Genomic DNA, 21,349 nt, shown 5'->3' on the forward strand with positions numbered 1-21,349 from the left:
AATCTGACTGGATGAAAGAAGTGTAGTGCGTGGCAGGCAATTGGTCGGGAAAAAAGAAAACGACCTTTCACAAAAGAGAAAGGTCGTTGAGTTAATGCGTATTATATGGCAGGGCGCGCGATGACGCTACGGGTTTCCATCCGCACTTCGGCGATGGTGACGTCAATGACATCAGTAACTTTGTAAACCACCTCACCTTTGATCTGGACCGTACCACTTTCCTGGCTACACACCAGTTCATCACGAACTGCGTGCAGGAAGGGGGCTGGAATAAAGGCTACCGCGCCGTTATCAATTAAACGTACACGCATACCACCACGGCTGACATCAATAATCTCGGCCGCAAAGCGGGTGTCGGTACCGGCTTTGTCATTCAGAAAACGTGCATACAGCCAGTCACCCACATCACGTTCAGCCATACGGTTCAGGCGGCGACGTTCAGCCATCTGCAAAGTCGTATCATCCTGCGGGCGGGAAATTGTCTCACCTTTGATGATGGCCTTAAGCAGGCGATGGTTGATCATGTCGCCATACTTACGGATCGGCGAGGTCCAGGTGGCATAAGCTTCCAGACCCAGGCCAAAATGCGGACCCGGCTCGGTGCTAATCTCAGCGTAAGACTGGAATCGGCGGATGCGGCTGTCGAGGAAACCGGAAGGCTGCGCATCCAGTTCACGACGCAGTTTACAGAAGCCTTCCAGCGTCAGAACCTCTTCAGCATCAACGTGCATACCATGGGTTTTCAGTAGGGCAGCCAGTGCTTCTGCGTTAGCCGGATCGAATCCCATATGCACGTTATAAATACCAAAGCCCAGCTTGTCGCGCAGTACGCGGGCGGCACAAATGTTCGCCGCAATCATGGACTCTTCCACAATGCGGTTCGCGATGCGGCGCGGTTCCGCCACGATATCCAGTACTTCACCTTTTTCACCGAGAACGAAACGGTAATCCGGGCGGTCTTTGAATACCAGAGCATGATTATGGCGCCACTCGCCACGGCTCAAACAAATACGATGCAGCAGGCGGATCTGCTGTGCAATTGCGTCATTCTCCGGCTGCCAGTCACCGGTGCCTTCAAGCCAGTCAGAGACGTTGTCGTAGGCCAGCTTCGCTTTCGATTCAATCGTTGCTGCGAAGAAGGTGATATTGTCTTCGATCGTGCCGTCAGCAGTGATGCTCATGCGGCAGGCCAGAACCGGGCGAATTTCGTTAGCACGCAGAGAACACAGATCGTCAGAAAGCTCGCGCGGCAACATTGGGATGTTGAACCCCGGCAGGTAGTTAGTAAATGCACGAATTTTTGCAATGTTATCCAGCTTACTGCCTTCAGCAATCCATGCGGTAGGATCGGCAATCGCGACGGTTAATTGCAATTTACCATCTGTTTGTTCTTCGGCGTAAAGCGCGTCATCCATGTCCTGCGTACTGGCGCTGTCGATGGTGACGAAGTTCAGTGCGGTTAAGTCCTCACGCACCAGGCCTTCATCCAGCATCTCAGTAGCGACGCCATCTGGCGCTTCTTTTTCCAGATTATGGCGAGCCAGTGTGACCCACCACGGAACGAAGTGATCGTCAGCGAAGGTAATAAATTGGGTTAATTCGGCGTAGAAGGTGCGGTCGCCTTTTAACGGGTGGCGGCGCATTTCTGCAACAGCCCAGTCACCTTCTTTAAATTCATGTTCAACGCCACGCGCGGCGCGGCAGGGAATCGCATCTTTCAGGAGAGGATGATCCGGCACAATGGACAGGCGGTCATTCTTACCCTGAACTTTGCCCACGAAGCGCGTCAGGAATGGCTCGATCAGTTCTTCCGGTTCGGCAGATTCGCGATCTTTTTCCGTATGGATAACCGCCACAATGCGGTCGCCATGCATCACTTTTTTCATCTGCGGCGGTGGAATGAAATAGCTTTTTTGTGCATCGACTTCCAGGAAGCCAAAGCCTTTTTCCGTGGCTTTTACCACCCCTTCAGCACGTGGCGTCTGGGAATGTAGTTGCTGTTTAAGCTGCGCTAGCAGCGGGTTGTCCTGAAGCATAATTGTCTATTTTCGTGGCTGAAGAGCGGCTGACAGTTTTACGCGAATCTGCCAGTCGCAGCAAGCGCTCTTTCAGCAAGTGGATCGGTTAATACGTCTCGCCCAACGCGATCTTCAAACGATTTAACCATCCGCACAATCCGCTCCAGGCCAGTACGTTAATTGCCTGTTCTGAAGATATACCCTGATCTAGCATCGGGGTAAGCAGTGCGGCGCTAAAGCGATCGGGCGCCCGGGTTAACCATTGTACCGCCTGCAGGGTGACGCGCTCAACCGGATGTCGTTGCTCCCAGCGCTGTATTTGGCGCTCATCCTGGCGAAGTACGGTAATAATCTCAGTGAGCTCTGTGGCTGAGAGGGCGTACTCATTGAAACAGGACACGCTACCGTTAATCCGCGATGTGAGCAGCGTGGCCAGAGAAAATGTCCGTGATTGCACATCGCTGTGTAATGTGCTGGTAAAGAGTGCTTCAAATAACGCCAGTTCTTCAGGTGAGTGTTGCAGTAATGGCCTCAGCGTTTGCAATACAATGGGAGCATCGCTGGCATGTGCTTCTGCGCGGGCAAGATGTTTTTCAATCGGCAGGTCGGCGGTGTGCCACTGTGCTTCTTCTGCACTAAAGTGGGCTGCCTCGGCAAATTGCTGAATATCAAGGCCTGGAATGCGTCGCACAGGATGGCCAAACCAGGCCTGAATCAACGCAACGACGCGGGCCTGAAAGCCGACAAAGCCAACGATTTGATTCATCAGAACACTGTCGCTGGTCGTGAGGCCAACCGCCTCCAGATGCTGGCGATCGCGTGAGCCGATGACGGCCGGAGAGCTGGCGAGCTGGCGAGCATATTGGGTGATTTGCGCCAGTCGGCGGTTGCTTTCCCGGGATGAATTAGGGCCCGGAAGGGGGGTCAGACGTGCAGCATAATGATTACATAAACGCTGTACGCCACAAACCTGTGCGACGGTTAAGGCGGTACTCATACGCTCATAGGCGCTGAACGTGTGCATTGAGTCCAGAGCAACATGCACTGGGAAGAGAAGGTGAGCAAGTTTACGGGCAGGTTCTAACCAGGACTGAAAGGGTAAAAGCGCAACGGCAGGTATCGTCAGATCCAGCAAAAATCGGTCCTCGACGTGTGCGGCTTCTGGCACCAACGGTAGAACATCTTGCGGATATGTACTGGACTGTGTCTCATGATACCAGTGGCTTTTGCCTTCAATTCGGCGTTGTTCCATGGGCGTTCCTTGGTCTAAAAAGTGGCGACCCGGATACGTCGTCATACCTGTACGCCGGATCGTTTGCGCTGCAATATCCTGACGTAAGCGAATGAGGTGATGAAAGATTGTTAAGTGATAATAAATATCAGAAAAGCATATATAGCGACGAGCGAGGGCAAAGGGAGAGGAGAATAATGGGCGACGGAGCGTCGCCCATAGAGGAAGTCTGAAAGATTATTTCAGTTCCAGTTCGTTCATTGCGGCGATGCTGAAGCCGCCATCGACGTGAACGACTTCACCGGAGATACCGGCGGACAGGTCTGAGCACAGGAATGCCGCAGAGTTGCCCACATCTTCAATGGTAACGGTACGACGAATTGGCGTAACCGCTTCACAATGTGCCAGCATTTTACGGAAATCTTTGATACCGGAAGCTGCCAGAGTACGGATTGGGCCGGCGGAAATGGCGTTCACACGTACGCCTTCAGGACCCATCGCATTAGCCATATAACGAACGTTAGCTTCCAGAGAGGCTTTCGCCAGACCCATTACGTTGTAGTTCGGGATCGCGCGTTCTGCGCCCAGGTAGGACAGCGTCAGCAGTGCAGAACCAGGGTTCAGCATGGAACGGCATGCTTTTGCCATTGCAACAAAGCTGTACGCGCTGATGTCATGAGCAATTTTAAAGCCTTCGCGGGTGACCGCATTCACGTAGTCGCCATCCAGCTGGTCAGCAGGTGCGAAACCGATGGAGTGTACGAAACCGTCGAATTTCGGCCAGACTTTACCCAGTTCAGCGAACATGGTGTCGATGCTGGCGTCTTCAGCCACATCACACTGCAGTACGATGTTGGAACCCAGCTGAGCTGCAAATTCTTCCACGCGGCCTTTCAGTTTGTCGTTCTGGTAGGTGAATGCCAGTTCAGCGCCTTCGCGGTGCATCGCCTGAGCGATACCATAGGCGATGGACAGTTTACTGGCAAGACCGGTCACCAGAATGCGCTTACCGGAAAGAAAACCCATAGCTTTAATCCTTATAGTCATTACTTATTTTTTTTAGCAATCAATGAGTTATGATTGCAATTTCAAGGTCACTCGAAATTGGTGTGAAATTATATCCCACTCTTTGCCCCTTGTGTCACGATCTTTCTCTGCTATTCACCAGTCGGCGAGCAGCAGTAAACGGTGTTTCAGAGGGCAGGGAATCGTTGTCAGCACCTGGTGGCCTGTCATTATTCATTGCACGTGAGGAGTATATCACTCCCCCCTGGTTCTGCCTCATCCAACCAGAGAAGAGCCGGGGGATAAGGTGAAAATACAAGGCGTCAGAGGGTTAAAATGGTATGATCTGACCTCTAGTCGATGTTTTAACACATATCAATGTAAGAACATTCTTAAAACAAAAAATATGACCACATTCATTTAGTTATGATATATTGTTTTTATCGATCAATATCGATTCATTGATCGATATTATTGATTGATTATGATTAGAAGTGCATTATCAGGACGTTATGATCAATTGGAGTGGTCTTATGCACTATCATTTCATCGCGGAACCGATGAGAGACACAACAGATAAGTTGCTGGGTGTTGAGATGCTCGCCCGCTTCACCTCTGAGACGGTTCATCCGTTACATGCAGATTCCATCATTTCGGCATGGAGTAGTGAACAAAAACGTAATTTCATGCTTGAGCAAATTCGGTTAATTGCAGAAAAGCGTAATTGGTTCGAAAACAATAATCTACTCTGTACGCTAAGCCTTATTGATGAAATGGCGCTATTAGCAATTGGTGATCCTGTCATTAAGTCGGCCTTGCATTCCATGCCCTTTATTGCGCTGGAACTCTCAGAACGCTTTCTGTCGAATACAGTTTGCCTGAACAACCTGTTGATTAATTCGCTGAGTGATGGCCCAAATGCCTTGTGGCTGGGCGATCTCGGCTCTGGCAGTATTGGCGCGAGTCCGCTGGTGTGCGGCCGTTTTGACGTTGTGAAAATGGAGCGCGACTTCTTCCTGTCACTGGTAGAAAAAACAATATTCCCGGTGTTGATTAAAAATATCAGGGGGTATTGCGACCGCGTTGTGGTTGATGGGGTAGATACGACCCGTCTTATCGGGGAGCTCCGCACCGCCGGTGTTTGGGCGATGCAGGGTGAAATTTTCCCGTCAGTCACGTTTTCTGAGGTTGACGCGCTACTTTTGCCCCGGTTTTGTCACTAATGACAGAACGGATAGCCCTGCCGTCCTGGCGGGCTATTATCTCATTAACGATCTTTCCGCCAGGCATCGGCGGTAAGCGCCTCGCCAAAATGCCCTGCAATAAGACGACGAGTCAGCTCATGCAGCGGAGAGGCCAGAACATCCGCTGTACTGCCGCGCTCGACAACTTCGCCCTGATGCATGACTAACACCTGGTCGCTGATGTGTTTCATCATCCCAATGTGTTGGGTCACATAGATATACGAAATCCCCTGTTTTTCCTGTAATTCCAGCATCAGGTTGATGAGCTGCGAGCGCATCGACATATCCAGAGAGGCCAGCGCTTCATCGGCGATAATCACTTTGGGGCGCAAAATTAGCGCACGGGCAAGTCCCAGGCGTTGTTTTTGCCCTGGCGCAAGCATATGCGGATAGTAGCTAACATGATCGGGTAGCAGACCCACCATACGCATGGTTTCCACAATCTGTTTGCGGCGCTGTTCAGGCTCCAGATCGGTATTCAGGCGTAATGGAAAATCGAGGATCTGCGAAATACGTTGGCGCGGATTAAGCGACGTGGAAGGATCCTGGAAAATCATGCGAATACGCTGACTACGAAATGAATAATCGCCATATTTTAGCGGATGATCGTCAATCAGCAGCTCGCCGCTGCTCGGCTCAACCATCCCAGCCAGCATTTTTGCCAGCGTGGACTTGCCTGAGCCGTTCTCGCCAATAATGGCGAGCGTTTGACGTTCACGCAGCGTAAAGCTCAGCGGTTTAACGGCTTCGACGGTCTGGCGGCGAAATAATCCCGTCCGGTAGCGAAAGGTTTTGCTCAGATTGCGAACTTCGAGCAGGGTTTCTACCATCTCACTCTCTCTCCATATTCAGGGGGAAATGACAGGCGTAGAGATGATTCTTTGCTCCGGTCAGTCTTGGGGTTTCAATGCATTCGCGCTGTGCATAAGGGCAACGCGGCCCCAGACGACAGCCGATGGGCAACTGTTCTAACAACGGAATTGCTCCTGGCATGGTATTCAGGCGGCTTTTATGCGGCATTGCGCTACCAAAATCAGGAATGGCGCGAATCAACGCTTGTGTATAAGGGTGGTGGGGTATTGTCACCAAATCTTTACTGGGTGCGGTTTCCACCGTTTGTCCGCAGTACATTACGTTGATTTTGTCTGCCCATTGGCTGAGCATTTGCAGGTCATGGCTGATTAACAAAATGGTGGTATTGCTGTTTTGATTCAGTCGGGTCAGCAGACGAAAAATTTGCGCCTGGGTTGTGGGTTCCATCGCATTGGTGGGTTCATCTGCAATCAGCAGGCGAGGTTGGTTTGCCAGTGCGATGGCGATCATGACCTTCTGGCACTCGCCGTCGGTCAGCTCATAAGGGAAACTGCGCATTGCATCTTTATGATCTTTTATCCCGACGCGGTGCAGCAGTTCAATCGCGCGGCGTTTGCGCCAGCCAATACGTTGCCACCAGCGGCCCTTGTAAGTCCAGGCGGGAATGTTTTGCATCAGTTGGCGTCCAATACGTTCTGACGGATCCAGACAAGACTGCGGCTCCTGAAAGATCATGGACACGTTATGGCCGACCAGTTTACGTCGTTCACGGGCGGAAAGGCGTAACAGGTCGATATCATCAAAACGCATGCGGTCCGCGGTAACGCGCCAGTTATCTTTGGCTACGCCGCAGATGGCCTTAGCGATCAAACTTTTACCTGAACCCGATTCACCGACCAGTCCACGGATCTCACCTTCGTTTAGCGTCATGCTGACGCGGTCCACTGCTTTCACCCAGTCGTCACCGGTCCTGAACTCGATAGTCAGGTTGCGGATATCCAGTAATGGCATTATTCCACCCCCGCAATAATTGCGCGGCGTACGCCGTCACCTAACAGGTTTACCAGCAGCACACTTATCATAATTGCCGCGCCGGGCAGCATGACTGTCCATGGCGCAACATAGATCAACTCCAGCGCATCGCCGAGCATGGCGCCCCACTCTGGGGATGGCAGTTGTGCGCCGAGATCAAGGAAGCCCAGGGCGGCGATATCCAGAATCGCCATTGACAGTGCTCGGGTGATTTCAGTGATAAGACCAGCAGTGATATTCGGCAGAATCGCAAACCACAGGATATTGAGCGTGCTCGCGCCATCCAGACGAGCGGCAATGACATACTCTTTTTCCAGCTCATCATGCACCATGCTGTAGACGGAGCGCACCATACGCGGCAATAAAGCCAGCCAGACGGCGAACATCGCATGCGTCAGATGTGGCCCGGCAAAAGCCACCACAATAATGGCCAGCAGTAGCGAGGGAATTGACAGCAGGGTATCCAGAATATGGTTCAGCACCGCTGAGCGTAGTCCGTGCGTTGCCCCGGCAACCACGCCCAGCAACAGACCGCAGAGTGTGGCGGCGAGGGTAACGACAAACGCACCGCCTACAGTAGGGGCCGCGCCGCTGAGCAGACGGCTTAATACGTCGCGGCCGAGATCGTCGGTTCCGAGGAAGAATGACACTTCGCCATAGCGTGACCAGGACGGTGGCAACAGTTGGTAGCCAAGAAATTGCTGATCGATGCCGTAAGGGGCAAACCAGCCACCAAACACACACAGAATGACCAGTCCCGCACAACCGTACAGACCCACCATCGCAGAAGCATCGCCATAAAAATTACGCCATGCGGTGCGTAGCGTTCCGGGTGGGCGCTTCTCGCTATATACGCTATCGTAAGGCATACCATTCCTTATGTTTCAGAGGGTTAGCCATAGCACCCAAAATATCAGAGATGACGTTAACGATAATAACCAGGGAGCCAATCACCATCACTCCCGCCGAAATAGCGGCATAGTCTTGCTGGCGAATCGCGTTAATCAACCAGCGTCCCAGCCCTGGCCAGCTAAAGACCATCTCGGTGATCATCGCCAGCGTCAGCATGGTGGAAAACTGTAATCCAAGACGAGGAATGACCGGCGGCAGGGCGTTGTGCAGTACGTGGCGACGCAGAATGGTGAAGCGTGACAAACCGCGCGTGGCTGCCGCTTTGACATAGTTCTGATCGAAGACCTCAATGGTGCTGATGCGCATCAGGCGAATGACCTCCGTGGTGGGCGCGACGGAAAGCGTCAATACCGGAAGCACCATATGACGGATTGCGCTGACCAACATTTCGTCGCGCCAGGGGGAGTCAGAGATCCACGCATCAATAATGGCGAAACCGGTCACTGGTTTTACTTCGTAAAGTAAATCGAAGCGTCCCGAAACGGGTAACCAGCCGAGAGTCAGTGAGAAGAGGAGTGTCAGCAGCAGCGCCAGCCAAAAAACGGGAATGGAAAACCCCATCAGAGCCAATGCGCTGATGCAGCGATCCTGCCATTTATTGCGTGTGATGCCGGCCAGCATGCCGATGGGGATCCCGACCATCAGCGCAAACCCAAAGGCAAGAATACACAGCTCCATCGTGGCTGGGAAAACCTCTTTCAGCTGTTCTGAGATTAACTGGCCGTTAATACTGGAAACGCCAAAATCCCAGTGAATCAGACCGTTGAACCAGAATATCCAGGCGTTCCACAGCGATGCGCCTTGTAACGGCGCATGGGGGGTGAAGTAGCTCAGGCTGAACCCAATGAATGTCAGGAAGAACAGGGTGACCAGCAGCAATAAAAAGCGACGCAGGGTGAAGATAATCATGGTTTTTTCACCTCATCAGTCTTTTCCCTGGAAACCCCGGCAAAGGAAGCATTCCCGAACGGACTTAGCACCAGACCTTTGATGTCATAGCGGTAAGCCTGTAGACGCAATGATGAGGCCAACGGCAGGATCGGCAACTCTTGCGCCAGGATATGTTGTGCTTCGTCATAGGCGTCAATACGCGAGGAGAGCTGCTGCGAAGACAGCGCTTTGCGTAATATGCTGTCGAACTGCGGATTGCACCAGTGCGCGAAGTTAGTCTGTGAGTTGATGGCGGCACAACTGAGCAGCGGTCGGAAAAAGCTGTCAGGATCGTTACTGTCCGTCGCCCAACCGGACAACGTCAGATCATGGTTCATATCCATTAATCGCGCCTCCTGAAAACGACCTTCAACCGGGATGATCTTCACTTTCACACCCACCTGCGCCATATCTGCCTGGATCAGTTCCGCTGTTTTCAGCGGACTCGGGTTCCAGGCCTGAGAGCTGGTCGGTACCCACAGTTGCAACGTCAGATTCTCAAGTCCCAGTGCTTTTAGCTGCTCACGGGATTTAGCCGGGTTGTATTCAGTAATCTTAGCTTCGTTGTCATAAGCCCACGAGGCGCGGGGCAAAATAGATGCTGCAGTTTCTGCCGTACCGTAGTAGATAGACTGCATCAGACGCTGGTTGTTAATGGCCAACGCCAGCGCATGCCGCACTGCGGGGTTATCCAGCGGCGGTTTATTGGTGTTGAATGCCAGATAGGCAATGTTCATTCCAGGACGCAGCGTCAGGCGCAGACGTGGGTCATCACGTAATATGGTGAGCTGACTGGCCGCGGGCCAGGCCAGAACGTCGCACTCCCCGGTCAGGAGCTTTGATAACCGTCCGGTGCCGCCTGAACCGAGATCCACAACGATCTGTGGCATCAGGGGGGTGCCGCGCCAGAATTTTTCGTGACGTTGTAGACGAATATATTGTCCCGCGCGGTTTTCTGAAAGCAGGAACGGTCCGGTGCCGACGGGCTGTCTGTCGAGTAATTCCTGGCGATCCTGTTTGGCCAGTTGTGTGGCATATTCAGCCGACATTACGGAGGCATAGTGTGTAGCCAGATGCCACAGGAAGGAGGCATCTGGCTGAGTCAGGCGAAATTCAACCGTATTGTTATCCAGCTTGCGCACGCTTTGCACGTTGTCAGCGAATTGCAGGCTATCAAAGTAGGGAAAGCTGTTGCCATTGACGTTGTGCCACGGATGGTGGCGGTCAAATATGCGCTCGAAGGTAAATACCACATCATCTGCATTTAGCTTACGGGTAGGCTTAAACCAGGCCGTCTTTTGAAACGAGACGTCGCGGCGCAAGTGGAAACGGTAGGTTGCACCGTTGTCCAGCACTTCCCAGCTCTCAGCCAGTTCTGGCACCAGTCGGTAGGTGTATGGGTCCACATCAAGCAGCCGGTCATAGAGTTGGGCAGCCAGAGTGTCGACAATCAGGCCGCTGCTCGCCTTCTGTGGGTTGAATGTATTGACTTGCCCGCTGACGCAATAGACAAAGCCGCTGTCACGAATATCAACGTGCGTGGTCTGCAGAGGCGCGGCAACAGCCTGACCACTCAGAAGTCCAGCCATCACGATCAGAGTTGATAAAACCAGGCGCATAATTTTAAGGGACTATGAATAAAGAAGCTATCTTACTAATATTTAATGACATTCGCCATTACCGTTTGAGTTTGGGGGCAACCACACAGTTAGTTGCAAATTCAACGTTGCGGCCTGGTCAATATTCATACCAGCGCTCCACTTTGAATATAACTCATAAACTATCTTAGCATTTTCATGCCTCATCTGACCCGTAATAAACGAAGCGTGAGTTTCATGAGGGTATAGCTATGCCAAATTTATGCGCTGGGGTGTCGCAAGTGCCAAAACGTAAGGACGGGATAGCGTTAAAGAGGTTCTGGAAGGGGGACAGAAATCATATGCATACTGAACTATAATCATTCAGGTAGTAGTTTATGTTAAATACAGAGCATCAATGCCAAAATATCTAATTATTTCATTGCATTACTTACCCATTTTTTTTGACGTCTTTATTTTCTACACTCGGCGTATGTTAATGGTTTCTATTGGTTATGACAGGTGATTTGACTATCCGGTTATCAATGACCTTCTTGTGGCCATCTAACCATTAATGGAATGATTACTATGAAGAAATTACTTGGTTTTGCTGTTTCACTGATCCTTTTATCGGCCCCCGTTTTTGCAACTCCGGCCCCAGAATGTGTGAAGGTGAACAAAGCGCAAATCGAAGCGCTATTCGACAAGTGGAATGAATCAGTGAAAACGGGTAATGCGAAGACAGTATCTGAAAATTATCTTAGTGATGCAGTATTACTTCCCACGGTATCGAATAAGGCCCGTTTAACAGATGCTGAACGTGAGGATTATTTTGAACATTTTCTGGCGAAGAAACCGACCGGGAAAATTGACAGTCGTACCATTCGCCTTGGCTGTAATAAGGCGGTTGATGCAGGCACCTATACCTTCACCTTCGCAGACAAATCGACTGTTTCGGCACGTTATACGTTTACTTACGCGTGGGATGGGAAGGCGTGGAAAATTTCCACCCACCACTCTTCAGCAATGCCTGAGGGGTAACAGAACAGATACGTAGGGGGCGGGGATTCACCGCTCCCGGGTGTATTGCGGGCTTGATTAGCCAGGGCTAACCGATAATGGCAATCCCAAGCCGTTCCATGATCAAAGAGGCCTGGTAACTATCTATCTTAACACCTTGTAAATCGACGCCCCGAACATCTAAATCCCCCAGTTCAGAATTGGTCAGATCGCAATGCGTGAAGTTCGCCGCCCGCCAGTCAAACGACGTAAACTCACCACCAGAGAGATCGGAGCCGCTAAATGTTGCGCCGAGAATCTGCGTGCCAATCCAGCGGTTTTCCCACAGCTCACACTTTTCTAACACCACTTTTGAAAAATTGGCGTAACTCAGGTTGGTGTTGGTGATATATGCGCTGCAGAACCAGGTGCGTGTGGTTATCATATTCATAAAACTTGCGCCGCGAAAATCCGCACCTTGAGCGCGGCATCCGCGGATTTCAACACCCAGTGCGCTGACATTTCTGAAGTCTGCCATTGATAAATCACAGCTTTTAAAGATGGCATCCTTCAGGATGGCCCGGCTGAAATGACACCCTTTTTGGCTCTCACGGTCGTAAAACTGACAACCGATAAATTCAGTGCCACTCAGGTCGGTGCCAGAAAAGTCGCAGTTAAAAAACGTACTGTTTTCAATTTTCGCCCCGGTAAAGCGGTTCCTGTCAATTTTTTCGCCCACTAACGCTAGAGCCATAATGCTAATCCTGTTTTTTTATACAGTATTTGCATCATGGTAAACTGATTCAAGTCGTCGCGTCAAACGACCCACTTATTCGCCGATAGCGTTAGCCTGACGGGCATACAGGTATGCGGTTGCTCTGGACACTCCCAGATGCTGCGCCACCGTATCCATGGATTTTCGTACGTTCAGTAAACCTTCCTTACGCAATTGTTGAATCAGTACCTTTCTGTCTTCTGTTTTCAGCGCTCGCGCCGTTGTCGCACGTTTAGCCGCAAAGTCATCAATACGCTGGCGAATCACTTCATTACTGCCAGGATCGAGGTGTTCGCTGACAGGTGAGCACTCGGTTTCAGTAAACCGTGCCAGCGCACTCTGCATCCCGCGAAATAGCGTCATATCAACATTCAGGCATAGCGCCGCGACGTATTTTCCTTGTTCGTCCTTGATGCCAATAGAGGTACTTTTTACCGGGCGACCATCAGCAAACTGATTGCTGTAGTTGGCAACGATGTTAGGAAAATCAGGTGATGCGATCCGCGCCAGTCCAAGCTCCGTTGCGGGCTGGCCAGCTTTGCGACCGGACAGATTATTGTATATGGATAAGATCGCATGCTCAGGGTTCTTGAGGTCATGAACCACAACCTCGCAAAACGGAGAGAAGGTATCGCTCAGTCCTTTGGCGATGGTTTCAATTTGATTGAGTAGCGAGTTATCGTTGGTTTTTGGCATGCCAGTCTCCTGCAGTGATGCCTGTTGCCATTTTGGCGGCCAGTTTACAGCGTCCTGGGGCTTCTTTTCCAGACTGGAACAGGCGGCATAGCGATAAGGTATCCGCACCGCAGATACCTTAATGAGATTACTCTGCAAGAAATTCACTGTAGCGGTTGATATCAACATTGCCACCACTGATGATAATGCCGATTCTCTTTCCTCGAAGGCTCGCTTTTTGCGCTCTTGCGGCGGCAAAACCAAGGCAGCCTGTTGGCTCCACGACCATTTTCATTCGTTCCGCGATAAATTTCATTGCGGCAATTAATTCATCATCTGAAACCGTCAGGATATCGTTAACATGTTTCTGGATCAGTGGAAAGGTATGCTGTCCAAGATGTTGGGTTTGCGCGCCATCTGCAATGGTTTTCGGCGTATCGATGTGCACAATTTTGCCACTGCGAAACGACTGTTGACCGTCGTTGCCTGCCTCAGGTTCTACACCATAGATAAGACAATCAGGGGACAAGTGCCGTGCGGCCAGGGCGGAACCAGATAGAAGACCGCCACCGCCCAGACTAACAAAAAGGGCATCCAGAGCACCAACTTCTTCAATCAGTTCTTTCGTGGCGGTGCCCTGGCCTGCAATAACGTGTGGGTGATCGTAAGGTGGGATCAGCGTCAGTCCCTGTTTTTCTGCCAGATCCCGGCCAATTTTTTCACGATCTTCAGTGTAACGGTCGTATATCACGACATGTCCGCCATACCCTTTCGTGGCAGCAACTTTAGCGGCTGGCGCGTCGTGCGGCATGATAATTGTCGCCGGAATACCCAGCAATTTTGCGGACAGGGCGATTGCCTGAGCATGGTTTCCGGATGAAAAAGCCACGACGCCGGCTGCTCTCTGTTCTGGCGTAAACTGGCGCAAAGCATTCATCGCACCGCGAAACTTAAATGCCCCCATCCGCTGGTAGTTTTCGCATTTAAAGAAAACGTCAGCGCCAAACTCTTCATTCACCGTTCGCGATGTCATAACCGGTGTCTTGTTCGCATAACCTGCGATGCGCTCAGCGGCCGCGGCAACATCGTGGTAATCAGGTAGTGTTATTTCAGTCATTGTTGTTCACCTGTAGCAGTTAATAGTCACACTTGTTGTGCTAACGCAATGGCTTCAATTTCTACGGCAAAGCCGTAATGAAGCTCTGCAACGCCAGCGACAGCACGGGCTGGACGGGAATCACCGATCCATTCGCCGTAGATCCGATTAAACGTCGGCCACTGGTTAATGTCCGTGACATAGACGTGTACCGATACCAGGTGCTGACGAGAAACGCCGGCTCCTGCCAGACAAGCATCAACATTCTGTAGAGCCAGTCTGGTCTGTTCTTCAAAAGAAGCATCCGCTTTTCTTTCGCCATTAGTCGTGACAGGTAGCTGTCCGGAAATGAAAACGAATCCTCCGGCAGTCACACTATGTGAGTAATGGCCTGCTGGCGGGAAGCTATCCGTCGTTGTGTTCAGGGTAATATTGGTGGACATGGTTCAATCTCCAGCTTAAGTATTGATGATTCATTTAGTATAAAATAATACTATTTGTATTATCTTATACACCATCGTCATCCAGGCATCCAGTCTCTTTTTTCAGCGACATGGCCTTGTGGGCCACGTAAAACGCTCGGCATATCCGCTGAAATGCTTGTATAACGTTAGAATTTATGGCCGTGAGGTCGGGTAGGAATGATGAGAGCGCAGAAATGGTTTTTTGCTTTTAGTCGTGGCCGGGAGCTCAGTTGCAATTCACCGTCAGATGTATAAGTTGATACATAATGTATTGGTATTTTCGATGCCCGTAATGCCCACTTCTGGCGCGAAGTGGGCAGGGGAAAGATCAGAAAGCAGGCGCGGGAAGTATTTTATTTGAGCAGCTTTGACATTAAATCAGGGAACGCTGGTACATCTGTTTCCAGTGAGAACGCAGGGTTAATAGCCTTACGGGCAATCAGTCCGTCAATAAATGCAAACAGAATGATGGTTAGCGCTTGCGGGTCAATATCCCGACGAAACTCTCCTGCGGCGATACCTTGCGCAATTATTCCCGCAATGCTTTGTCGCATGATGTTATCACTGGCGATAAACGCTTCCCTGAGTTCCGGGTTGCGTGCCGATTCGGCCATGATTTCTACCCAAAGGTGGTGCGTGACAGGGTAACCGACATCGCTTATGCAAGAAACGATCTGCTTGCAAAGACGATCAAAAAACGATCCGCTACAGGGCTCATTATGGGCAGCCAGCGCAGTATTTTGCTCTTCCAGAACGGTTGCCCGAATAAGCTCATCCTTGCTTTTGAAGTAAGTGTACATTATGCAAGAATGATGATATGTGGGAACCGTTAAACGGTACTATTTCAATGTGCTTTGTGGAGGATTTTGCACATGAAGGCGCTAAACGGTCGGTAATGCATCGCTAAATCTGGTGTTTTTTAAGCAAAGCGCGGAGCTGATGGTACGTCAGCCCAAGCAGTTCGGCGGCCTTTTTCTGGTTAAATTTTGCCTGTTGCAGGCTGGTTTGCAGAAACCTCTTTTCTTGCTGTTGCTGGAATGCGCGCAGATCCAGCGGTAACGTTGCCGCTGTAGAGTGGGTTTCCTGCAGCTGAACGTCTGTAGTGTGGCGCTTAAACGGATCTATCACTACCTCGTCCAGCGGATATTCGCTGGTGCCATGTCGGTATACCGAGCGTTCAACAACGTTTTTCAATTCACGGATATTGCCCGGCCAGCGATAGTGGAGAAGTGTTTCTCTGGCTTGTGCGCTAAAACCGGGAAACAGCGGTAATCCAATCTCGCGGCACATTTGAATCGCAAAATGTTCGGCCATCAACATGATGTCGCTCTTACGCTCCCGTAAAGGTGGCAGTTGCACGACATCAAAGGCAAGTCGATCTAACAGGTCTGCGCGGAAAGTACCTTCACTGACCATTCTCGGTAAGTCGGCATTGGTGGCACAGACCAGGCGCACGTTAACTTGCAGCGGCTGGCTACCGCCTACGCGCTCGAGTTCTCCATACTCAATAACGCGCAGTAATTTCTCCTGTACCAACATCGGTGCGGTTGCCAGTTCATCAAGAAAAAGTGTGCCACCGTCGGCACGCTCGAAGCGACCCGGATGGCGTTTTTGCGCCCCGGTAAAAGCGCCAGCTTCGTGGCCGAAGAGTTCGGAATCGAGTAAATTTTCGTTCAGCGCCGCACAATTAAGAGAAATAAACGGTCCTTGCCAGCGTGTGGAAAGGTAGTGCAGACGGTTGGCGATTAACTCTTTTCCTGTGCCACGCTCACCGATAACCAACACGGGTTTTTCCAGGGGGGCCAGATGGGAGACTTGTTCCAGCACTTCAATGAAGCTGTTTGCTTCCCCCAGAAGAGTATCTTTGTATCCTGCCATGATGAAATTCACCATTTGTTAGTGTTATTCACCAATTTACCCTAATTATCACGTCAGGTAAAATTAGATATTATCTTTAAAATCAATAGAATAAAAAGTTGGCACATCATGTGCATTACGAAAGCAGCAGGGCTTAGCCCAATATCAGAACAGTAAGTGAGGATTACATTATGGGTATTTTTTCTCGTTTTGCCGACATCGTGAACGCCAACATTAATGCGTTGCTGGAAAAGGCTGAAGATCCGCAGAAGCTGGTGCGGTTAATGATTCAGGAAATGGAAGATACGCTGGTTGAGGTGCGTTCAAACTCCGCCCGCGCTTTGGCAGAAAAGAAACAGTTATCCCGTCGTATCGAACAGGCGAGTGCGCAGCAGGCAGAGTGGCAGGAAAAAGCCGAGCTGGCGCTGCGTAAAGAGAAAGAAGATCTGGCGCGTTCTGCGTTAATCGAAAAACAGAAACTGACCGACCTGATTGCTTCTCTGGAGCATGAGGTGACGCTGGTTGACGATACACTGACGCGGATGAAAAAAGAGATCGGCGAGCTGGAAAACAAACTCAGTGAAACCCGGGCTCGTCAGCAGGCATTGATGTTGCGTCATCAGGCGGCGAGTTCTTCCCGTGATGTCCGTCGTCAGTTGGATAGCGGCAAACTGGATGAAGCAATGGCCCGCTTTGAATCTTTTGAGCGCCGTATTGATCAGATGGAAGCGGAAGCCGAAAGCCATAACTTCGGTAAGCAAAAATCTCTGGATCAGCAATTTGCTGACCTGAAAGCAGATGATGAAATCAGCGAGCAGCTGGCGCAGCTTAAAGCCAAAATGCAGCAAGACAAGCAATAATAACATCTGGCGGCGCCCGAACGCGCCGCCGCTCATCACCTGTAAGGAGTACTCATGAGCGCGCTATTTCTGGCCATCCCGTTAACCATCTTTGTGTTGTTTGTTTTACCGATTTGGCTGTGGCTGCATTACAGCAACCGTTCCAGCCGTGGCGAACTGTCGCAAAGTGAACAGCAACGTCTGGTAGAACTCAACGATGACGCACAGCGGATGCGCGAGCGCATTCAGGCGCTGGAAGACATCCTTGATGCTGAACATCCAAACTGGAGGAACCGTTAATGGGAGGCGTTAACCTGAACAAAAAACTGTGGCGTATCCCGCAGCAGGGCATGGTGAAGGGGGTTTGTGCGGGTATTGCGCATTATCTCGATGTGCCTGTGAAGCTGGTACGGATCCTGGTGGTGCTGTCAGTCTTTTTTGGTCTGGCCTTTTTCACCTTCGTCGCCTACATCGTGCTGACATTTGTGTTAGACCCGATGCCGGACAATGTGGTTTCCGGCGAGCAGCAGCCTTCAAGCGGTGAACTATTGGACGCCGTCGATCGCGAGCTGGCCGCAAGTGAAAAGCGTTTGCGTGAAATGGAGCGTTATGTGACGTCTGATACATTTTCACTACGCAGTCGCTTTCGCCAACTGTGAGGTTAGAAATGAACAATCGCTGGCAACGTGCCGGGCAAAGGGTTAAGCCGGGCTTTAAAATAGCAGGCAAGCTGGTGCTTTTGACTGCGCTGCGCTACGGCCCGGCAGGTGTTGCGGGGTGGGCGGTGAAATCCGTGGCCCGCCGTCCGTTAAAAATGTTGCTGGTGTTGGTTCTGGAGCCATTATTGAGCAAGGTTGCCAGGAAAATTTCCCAACGCTATGGCCAGTGATAGCATGCTCGCAATATTTCCTTAAGATCAAGTATATAGTGTTAGGTGACTTTCTATCATTTAACGGAACGATACTATGTTGAAAAAAAGCGTATTCGCGTTGGCACTGGTCATCGGCATGCCGGTATTTGCGGCTGAGCACTGGATTGATGTTCGTGTTCCTGAACAATATCAGCAGGAACACGTTCAGGGGGCCATCAACATCCCTTTAAAGGATTTGCAGGCACGAATTGCGGCAGAAGTGCCAGATAAGGCGGACACCGTGAAGTTGTATTGCAACTCAGGTCGTCAATCCGGGATGGCAAAAGATATGCTGACCGGGATGGGCTATACACAGGTAACCAACGAAGGCGGCATCAATCAGATCGCGCTGCCAAAAGTAAAGAATAAATAAACCGTTCGCATTCCTTCTGCTACAGGCGGTAAGACTTATACCGCCTGATATCGCTCAGGTAGTTGATAAGTAAGAATTGACCCCTATCTTTACTTCCTGTTTGTTATAATTTATTCGGTTCCTTCAGCAAAACGGGATGGCGATGAAGCGACTTAAAAATGAACTCAACTCGCTGGTTAATCGCGGCGTAGATCGGCATTTGCGCCTGGCTGTCACCGGACTTAGCCGCAGCGGTAAGACGGCGTTTATCACCGCGATGGTAAACCAGCTACTCAATATTCATGCCGGTGCGCGTCTGCCGTTGCTCAGTTGCGTACGCGAAGAGCGTCTGCTTGGCGTTAAGCGGGTTCCCCAACGCGACTTTGGCATTCCGCGCTTTACCTATGATGAAGGACTGGCCCAGCTGTATGGCTCTCCGCCGACCTGGCCGACACCAACGCGCGGTGTGAGTGAAATTCGTCTGGCGCTGCGTTACAAGTCCAATGACTCTTTACTGCGCCACTTTAAAGACACCTCTACGCTGTACCTGGAAATCGTCGATTATCCGGGAGAGTGGCTGCTCGATTTACCGATGCTGGCCCAGGACTATTTGAGCTGGTCGCGGCAAATGACCGGATTATTGCAGGGGCAGCGTGGCGAATGGTCGGCAAAATGGCGGCAGTTAAGCCACGGGCTTGATCCACTAGCACCTGCTGACGAAAACCGTCTGGCGGAAATCGCTGCGGCGTGGACAGATTATCTGCATCAGTGCAAACAGCAGGGACTGCACTTTATTCAGCCCGGGCGCTTTGTGCTGCCGGGGGACATGGCTGGCGCACCTGCGCTGCAATTTTTTCCGTGGCCGGACGTTGATGCCTGGGGAGAATCGAAGCTGGCGCAGGCAGATAAACACACTAATGCGGGCATGCTGCGTGACAGGTTTAATTACTACTGCGAAAAGGTCGTGAAAGGGTTCTACAAGAATCACTTCCTGCGCTTTGACCGCCAAATTGTGTTGGTCGATTGCCTGCAACCGCTTAACAGCGGACCACAGGCGTTTAACGACATGCGTCTGGCGCTGACCCAACTGATGCAAAGTTTCCATTACGGTCAGCGCACGTTGTTCCGCCGGTTGTTCTCGCCGGTAATCGATAAGTTGCTGTTCGCTGCCACCAAGGCCGACCACGTTACGGTCGATCAACATGCCAATATGGTGTCGTTGTTGCAGCAGTTGATCCAGGACGCCTGGCAAAACGCTGCATTCGAAGGCATCAGCATGGATTGTCTGGGACTGGCATCGGTGCAGGCAACCACCAGCGGTCTGATCGATGTGAAGGGTGAGAAGATCCCCGCGTTGCGCGGCAATCGCCTGAGCGACGGTGAGCCCTTGACCGTCTATCCGGGAGAAGTCCCTGCGCGTTTACCGGGCCAGGCTTTTTGGGATCGCCAGGGTTTCCAGTTTGAAGCCTTTCGCCCGCAGGTCATGGATGTGGATAAACCCTTACCGCATATTCGGCTGGATGCCGCGCTGGAGTTTTTGATAGGAGATAAATTGCGATGAGCGAGCCGTTAAAACCGCGTATCGATTTCTCAGGTCCACTGGAAGTGGAACCAAACACGGCATTTAAAGCACAGCAAATGTTCAACGATACGGAAGCGCAGACTTTTTCTCCGGCGACAGTGGATGAGCCGCTGGAAGACGAAGGTCAGGCTGAAGCCGTTATTGATGCCGCATTACGTCCTAAACGCAGCCTGTGGCGCAAAATGGTGATGGGCGGGTTGGCGCTGTTTGGCATCAGTGTGGTAGCTCAGGGTGTGCAGTGGACGATGAACGCCTGGCAGACTCAGGACTGGGTCGCGCTGGGGGGCTGTGCTGCGGGTGCGCTGATTATTGGCGCAGGCGTTGGGTCGGTGGCAACCGAGTGGCGTCGGCTGTGGCGTTTACGTCAACGCGCACACGAGCGTGATGAAGCGCGTGATCTGTTACACAGTCACGGAACCGGAAAAGGCCGCGTATTTTGTGAAAAGTTGGCACAACAGGCGGGTATCGATCAGTCTCACCCTGCGCTACAACGCTGGTATGCCTCTATCCATGAAACGCAGAACGATCGCGAAGTGGTCAGCCTGTATGCTCATCTTGTGCAGCCGGTATTGGATGCGCAGGCCCGACGTGAGATTAGCCGTTCAGCGGCGGAGTCCACGCTGATGATTGCCGTCAGCCCGTTAGCGTTGGTAGATATGGCGTTTATTGCCTGGCGAAATCTGCGGTTGATTAACCGTATAGCTACGCTGTATGGCATCGAACTCGGCTATTACAGTCGCCTGCGCCTGTTTCGTCTGGTGCTGTTAAATATCGCTTTTGCCGGGGCCAGCGAGCTGGTGCGGGAAGTGGGGATGGACTGGATGTCGCAGGATTTAGCGGCCCGGTTATCCACGCGTGCCGCGCAGGGTATTGGCGCGGGCTTGTTAACAGCGCGTTTGGGGATTAAAGCGATGGAACTGTGCCGTCCATTACCGTGGATTGATGATGATAAACCGCGACTGGGGGATTTCCGCCGTCAGTTGATCGGTCAGGTGAAAGAGACCTTACAAAAGAACAAATCCCCGCGTGAAAGTTGAG

At 51.4% G+C, this 21,349-nt stretch carries 23 protein-coding genes; 9 read left to right on the forward strand and 14 right to left on the reverse strand.

Annotation, left to right across the window (positions count from 1 at the left end; genetic code table 11):
* Nucleotides 1-101 precede the first annotated feature (101 nt).
* The 3 genes from IB196_RS10380 to fabI form a co-directional block, all read right to left on the reverse strand.
* On the reverse strand, nucleotides 102-2,036 hold the full coding sequence (locus IB196_RS10380; protein WP_188231656.1) for an exoribonuclease II: 1,935 nt from the start codon (nucleotides 2,034-2,036) through the stop codon (nucleotides 102-104).
* An 88-nt stretch (nucleotides 2,037-2,124) separates the two neighbouring features.
* Entirely contained in the window at nucleotides 2,125-3,270 is a 1,146-nt protein-coding gene (locus IB196_RS10385; protein WP_040233182.1) for a carboxymuconolactone decarboxylase family protein, read from the reverse strand.
* A 216-nt stretch (nucleotides 3,271-3,486) separates the two neighbouring features.
* On the reverse strand, nucleotides 3,487-4,275 hold the full coding sequence (gene fabI / locus IB196_RS10390) for an enoyl-ACP reductase FabI (protein ID WP_005126472.1): 789 nt from the start codon (nucleotides 4,273-4,275) through the stop codon (nucleotides 3,487-3,489).
* Between the two features lie 512 nt (nucleotides 4,276-4,787).
* Between fabI and IB196_RS10395 the strand changes: the two genes are divergently transcribed.
* Nucleotides 4,788-5,477 (forward strand): EAL domain-containing protein, encoded by a 690-nt coding sequence (locus tag IB196_RS10395; protein ID WP_188231711.1) that lies wholly within the window; start codon nucleotides 4,788-4,790, stop codon nucleotides 5,475-5,477.
* A gap of 44 nt (nucleotides 5,478-5,521) precedes the next feature.
* Here the strand turns inward: IB196_RS10395 and sapF are convergent, their stop codons facing one another.
* The 5 genes from sapF to sapA are packed head-to-tail and all read right to left on the reverse strand — an operon-like array spanning nucleotide 5,522 to nucleotide 10,804.
* Nucleotides 5,522-6,328 carry a peptide ABC transporter ATP-binding protein SapF gene (sapF, locus tag IB196_RS10400; protein WP_005126478.1) on the reverse strand — a complete coding sequence of 269 codons (807 nt, stop codon included), beginning with the start codon at nucleotides 6,326-6,328 and terminating at the stop codon, nucleotides 5,522-5,524.
* Nucleotide 6,329: 1 nt separating this feature from the next.
* Nucleotides 6,330-7,322: a peptide ABC transporter ATP-binding protein SapD gene (gene sapD, locus IB196_RS10405; protein WP_003020556.1), complete on the reverse strand. Its 993-nt coding sequence runs from the start codon at nucleotides 7,320-7,322 to the stop codon at nucleotides 6,330-6,332.
* Complete coding sequence (gene sapC, locus IB196_RS10410) at nucleotides 7,322-8,212, reverse strand: peptide ABC transporter permease SapC (RefSeq protein ID WP_005126480.1); 891 nt, start codon at nucleotides 8,210-8,212, stop codon at nucleotides 7,322-7,324. Before sapC ends, sapD begins: the two co-directional genes overlap by 1 nt.
* The gene (gene sapB / locus IB196_RS10415) at nucleotides 8,199-9,164 is read right to left on the reverse strand and encodes a peptide ABC transporter permease SapB (protein ID WP_005126482.1); all 966 of its coding nucleotides are present in this window, start codon (nucleotides 9,162-9,164) and stop codon (nucleotides 8,199-8,201) included. The genes sapC and sapB overlap by 14 nt, the downstream gene beginning before the upstream one ends.
* On the reverse strand, nucleotides 9,161-10,804 hold the full coding sequence (gene sapA, locus IB196_RS10420; protein ID WP_005126483.1) for an ABC transporter substrate-binding protein SapA: 1,644 nt from the start codon (nucleotides 10,802-10,804) through the stop codon (nucleotides 9,161-9,163). Before sapA ends, sapB begins: the two co-directional genes overlap by 4 nt.
* 546 nt (nucleotides 10,805-11,350) lie before the next feature.
* Here sapA and IB196_RS10425 point away from each other — a divergent pair.
* Nucleotides 11,351-11,803: an SgcJ/EcaC family oxidoreductase gene (locus IB196_RS10425; protein ID WP_188231655.1), complete on the forward strand. Its 453-nt coding sequence runs from the start codon at nucleotides 11,351-11,353 to the stop codon at nucleotides 11,801-11,803.
* A 67-nt stretch (nucleotides 11,804-11,870) separates the two neighbouring features.
* Here IB196_RS10425 and IB196_RS10430 read toward each other — a convergent pair whose 3' ends face one another.
* The 6 genes from IB196_RS10430 to pspF form a co-directional block, all read right to left on the reverse strand.
* Nucleotides 11,871-12,515, reverse strand: coding sequence for a QnrB family quinolone resistance pentapeptide repeat protein (locus IB196_RS10430; protein WP_188231654.1), 645 nt, complete (start codon nucleotides 12,513-12,515; stop codon nucleotides 11,871-11,873).
* A 75-nt stretch (nucleotides 12,516-12,590) separates the two neighbouring features.
* Nucleotides 12,591-13,232, reverse strand: coding sequence for a PAS domain-containing protein (locus IB196_RS10435; RefSeq protein ID WP_005126490.1), 642 nt, complete (start codon nucleotides 13,230-13,232; stop codon nucleotides 12,591-12,593).
* A gap of 127 nt (nucleotides 13,233-13,359) precedes the next feature.
* Entirely contained in the window at nucleotides 13,360-14,328 is a 969-nt protein-coding gene (locus IB196_RS10440; protein WP_188231653.1) for a threo-3-hydroxy-L-aspartate ammonia-lyase, read from the reverse strand.
* Between the two features lie 26 nt (nucleotides 14,329-14,354).
* Nucleotides 14,355-14,750 carry a RidA family protein gene (locus tag IB196_RS10445; protein ID WP_005126495.1) on the reverse strand — a complete coding sequence of 132 codons (396 nt, stop codon included), beginning with the start codon at nucleotides 14,748-14,750 and terminating at the stop codon, nucleotides 14,355-14,357.
* Nucleotides 14,751-15,124: 374 nt separating this feature from the next.
* The gene (locus IB196_RS10450; RefSeq protein WP_188231652.1) at nucleotides 15,125-15,571 is read right to left on the reverse strand and encodes a TetR family transcriptional regulator C-terminal domain-containing protein; all 447 of its coding nucleotides are present in this window, start codon (nucleotides 15,569-15,571) and stop codon (nucleotides 15,125-15,127) included.
* Between the two features lie 103 nt (nucleotides 15,572-15,674).
* On the reverse strand, nucleotides 15,675-16,664 hold the full coding sequence (pspF, locus tag IB196_RS10455; RefSeq protein ID WP_162873155.1) for a phage shock protein operon transcriptional activator: 990 nt from the start codon (nucleotides 16,662-16,664) through the stop codon (nucleotides 15,675-15,677).
* Between the two features lie 155 nt (nucleotides 16,665-16,819).
* Here pspF and pspA point away from each other — a divergent pair, with 155 nt between their 5' ends.
* The 7 genes from pspA (at nucleotide 16,820) to IB196_RS10490 (ending at nucleotide 21,348) form a co-directional block, all read left to right on the forward strand.
* Nucleotides 16,820-17,488 carry a phage shock protein PspA gene (gene pspA / locus IB196_RS10460; protein WP_005126503.1) on the forward strand — a complete coding sequence of 223 codons (669 nt, stop codon included), beginning with the start codon at nucleotides 16,820-16,822 and terminating at the stop codon, nucleotides 17,486-17,488.
* A gap of 54 nt (nucleotides 17,489-17,542) precedes the next feature.
* Nucleotides 17,543-17,767 carry an envelope stress response membrane protein PspB gene (gene pspB, locus IB196_RS10465; RefSeq protein WP_005126505.1) on the forward strand — a complete coding sequence of 75 codons (225 nt, stop codon included), beginning with the start codon at nucleotides 17,543-17,545 and terminating at the stop codon, nucleotides 17,765-17,767.
* Nucleotides 17,767-18,126 (forward strand): envelope stress response membrane protein PspC, encoded by a 360-nt coding sequence (gene pspC, locus IB196_RS10470; RefSeq protein WP_003020497.1) that lies wholly within the window; start codon nucleotides 17,767-17,769, stop codon nucleotides 18,124-18,126. The genes pspB and pspC overlap by 1 nt, the downstream gene beginning before the upstream one ends.
* 8 nt (nucleotides 18,127-18,134) lie before the next feature.
* Nucleotides 18,135-18,356 carry a phage shock protein PspD gene (pspD, locus tag IB196_RS10475; protein ID WP_040230893.1) on the forward strand — a complete coding sequence of 74 codons (222 nt, stop codon included), beginning with the start codon at nucleotides 18,135-18,137 and terminating at the stop codon, nucleotides 18,354-18,356.
* A gap of 76 nt (nucleotides 18,357-18,432) precedes the next feature.
* The gene (gene pspE / locus IB196_RS10480; RefSeq protein ID WP_188231651.1) at nucleotides 18,433-18,750 is read left to right on the forward strand and encodes a thiosulfate sulfurtransferase PspE; all 318 of its coding nucleotides are present in this window, start codon (nucleotides 18,433-18,435) and stop codon (nucleotides 18,748-18,750) included.
* A gap of 142 nt (nucleotides 18,751-18,892) precedes the next feature.
* Nucleotides 18,893-20,290, forward strand: coding sequence for a YcjX family protein (locus IB196_RS10485; RefSeq protein ID WP_005126510.1), 1,398 nt, complete (start codon nucleotides 18,893-18,895; stop codon nucleotides 20,288-20,290).
* On the forward strand, nucleotides 20,287-21,348 hold the full coding sequence (locus IB196_RS10490) for a YcjF family protein (protein WP_005126511.1): 1,062 nt from the start codon (nucleotides 20,287-20,289) through the stop codon (nucleotides 21,346-21,348). The genes IB196_RS10485 and IB196_RS10490 overlap by 4 nt, the downstream gene beginning before the upstream one ends.
* The last annotated feature ends 1 nt before the right edge of the window (nucleotide 21,349 follow it).

It is taken from the genome of Citrobacter sp. C6_1, from assembly GCF_014596835.2.
In the GTDB taxonomy this organism is placed as follows: domain Bacteria; phylum Pseudomonadota; class Gammaproteobacteria; order Enterobacterales; family Enterobacteriaceae; genus Citrobacter; species Citrobacter pasteurii.

Excerpts from the sequence above, each read along its gene's own strand:
- IB196_RS10380 (WP_188231656.1), bottom strand. The coding sequence starts at position 2,036 with ATGCTTCAGGACAACCCGCTGCTAGCGCAGCTTAAACAGCAACTACAT.
- IB196_RS10385 (WP_040233182.1), bottom strand. The coding sequence starts at position 3,270 with ATGGAACAACGCCGAATTGAAGGCAAAAGCCACTGGTATCATGAGACA.
- fabI (WP_005126472.1), bottom strand. The coding sequence starts at position 4,275 with ATGGGTTTTCTTTCCGGTAAGCGCATTCTGGTGACCGGTCTTGCCAGT.
- IB196_RS10395 (WP_188231711.1), top strand. The coding sequence starts at position 4,788 with ATGCACTATCATTTCATCGCGGAACCGATGAGAGACACAACAGATAAG.
- sapF (WP_005126478.1), bottom strand. The coding sequence starts at position 6,328 with ATGGTAGAAACCCTGCTCGAAGTTCGCAATCTGAGCAAAACCTTTCGC.
- sapD (WP_003020556.1), bottom strand. The coding sequence starts at position 7,322 with ATGCCATTACTGGATATCCGCAACCTGACTATCGAGTTCAGGACCGGT.
- sapC (WP_005126480.1), bottom strand. The coding sequence starts at position 8,212 with ATGCCTTACGATAGCGTATATAGCGAGAAGCGCCCACCCGGAACGCTA.
- sapB (WP_005126482.1), bottom strand. The coding sequence starts at position 9,164 with ATGATTATCTTCACCCTGCGTCGCTTTTTATTGCTGCTGGTCACCCTG.
- sapA (WP_005126483.1), bottom strand. The coding sequence starts at position 10,804 with ATGCGCCTGGTTTTATCAACTCTGATCGTGATGGCTGGACTTCTGAGT.
- IB196_RS10425 (WP_188231655.1), top strand. The coding sequence starts at position 11,351 with ATGAAGAAATTACTTGGTTTTGCTGTTTCACTGATCCTTTTATCGGCC.
- IB196_RS10430 (WP_188231654.1), bottom strand. The coding sequence starts at position 12,515 with ATGGCTCTAGCGTTAGTGGGCGAAAAAATTGACAGGAACCGCTTTACC.
- IB196_RS10435 (WP_005126490.1), bottom strand. The coding sequence starts at position 13,232 with ATGCCAAAAACCAACGATAACTCGCTACTCAATCAAATTGAAACCATC.
- IB196_RS10440 (WP_188231653.1), bottom strand. The coding sequence starts at position 14,328 with ATGACTGAAATAACACTACCTGATTACCACGATGTTGCCGCGGCCGCT.
- IB196_RS10445 (WP_005126495.1), bottom strand. The coding sequence starts at position 14,750 with ATGTCCACCAATATTACCCTGAACACAACGACGGATAGCTTCCCGCCA.
- IB196_RS10450 (WP_188231652.1), bottom strand. The coding sequence starts at position 15,571 with ATGTACACTTACTTCAAAAGCAAGGATGAGCTTATTCGGGCAACCGTT.
- pspF (WP_162873155.1), bottom strand. The coding sequence starts at position 16,664 with ATGGTGAATTTCATCATGGCAGGATACAAAGATACTCTTCTGGGGGAA.
- pspA (WP_005126503.1), top strand. The coding sequence starts at position 16,820 with ATGGGTATTTTTTCTCGTTTTGCCGACATCGTGAACGCCAACATTAAT.
- pspB (WP_005126505.1), top strand. The coding sequence starts at position 17,543 with ATGAGCGCGCTATTTCTGGCCATCCCGTTAACCATCTTTGTGTTGTTT.
- pspC (WP_003020497.1), top strand. The coding sequence starts at position 17,767 with ATGGGAGGCGTTAACCTGAACAAAAAACTGTGGCGTATCCCGCAGCAG.
- pspD (WP_040230893.1), top strand. The coding sequence starts at position 18,135 with ATGAACAATCGCTGGCAACGTGCCGGGCAAAGGGTTAAGCCGGGCTTT.
- pspE (WP_188231651.1), top strand. The coding sequence starts at position 18,433 with ATGTTGAAAAAAAGCGTATTCGCGTTGGCACTGGTCATCGGCATGCCG.
- IB196_RS10485 (WP_005126510.1), top strand. The coding sequence starts at position 18,893 with ATGAAGCGACTTAAAAATGAACTCAACTCGCTGGTTAATCGCGGCGTA.
- IB196_RS10490 (WP_005126511.1), top strand. The coding sequence starts at position 20,287 with ATGAGCGAGCCGTTAAAACCGCGTATCGATTTCTCAGGTCCACTGGAA.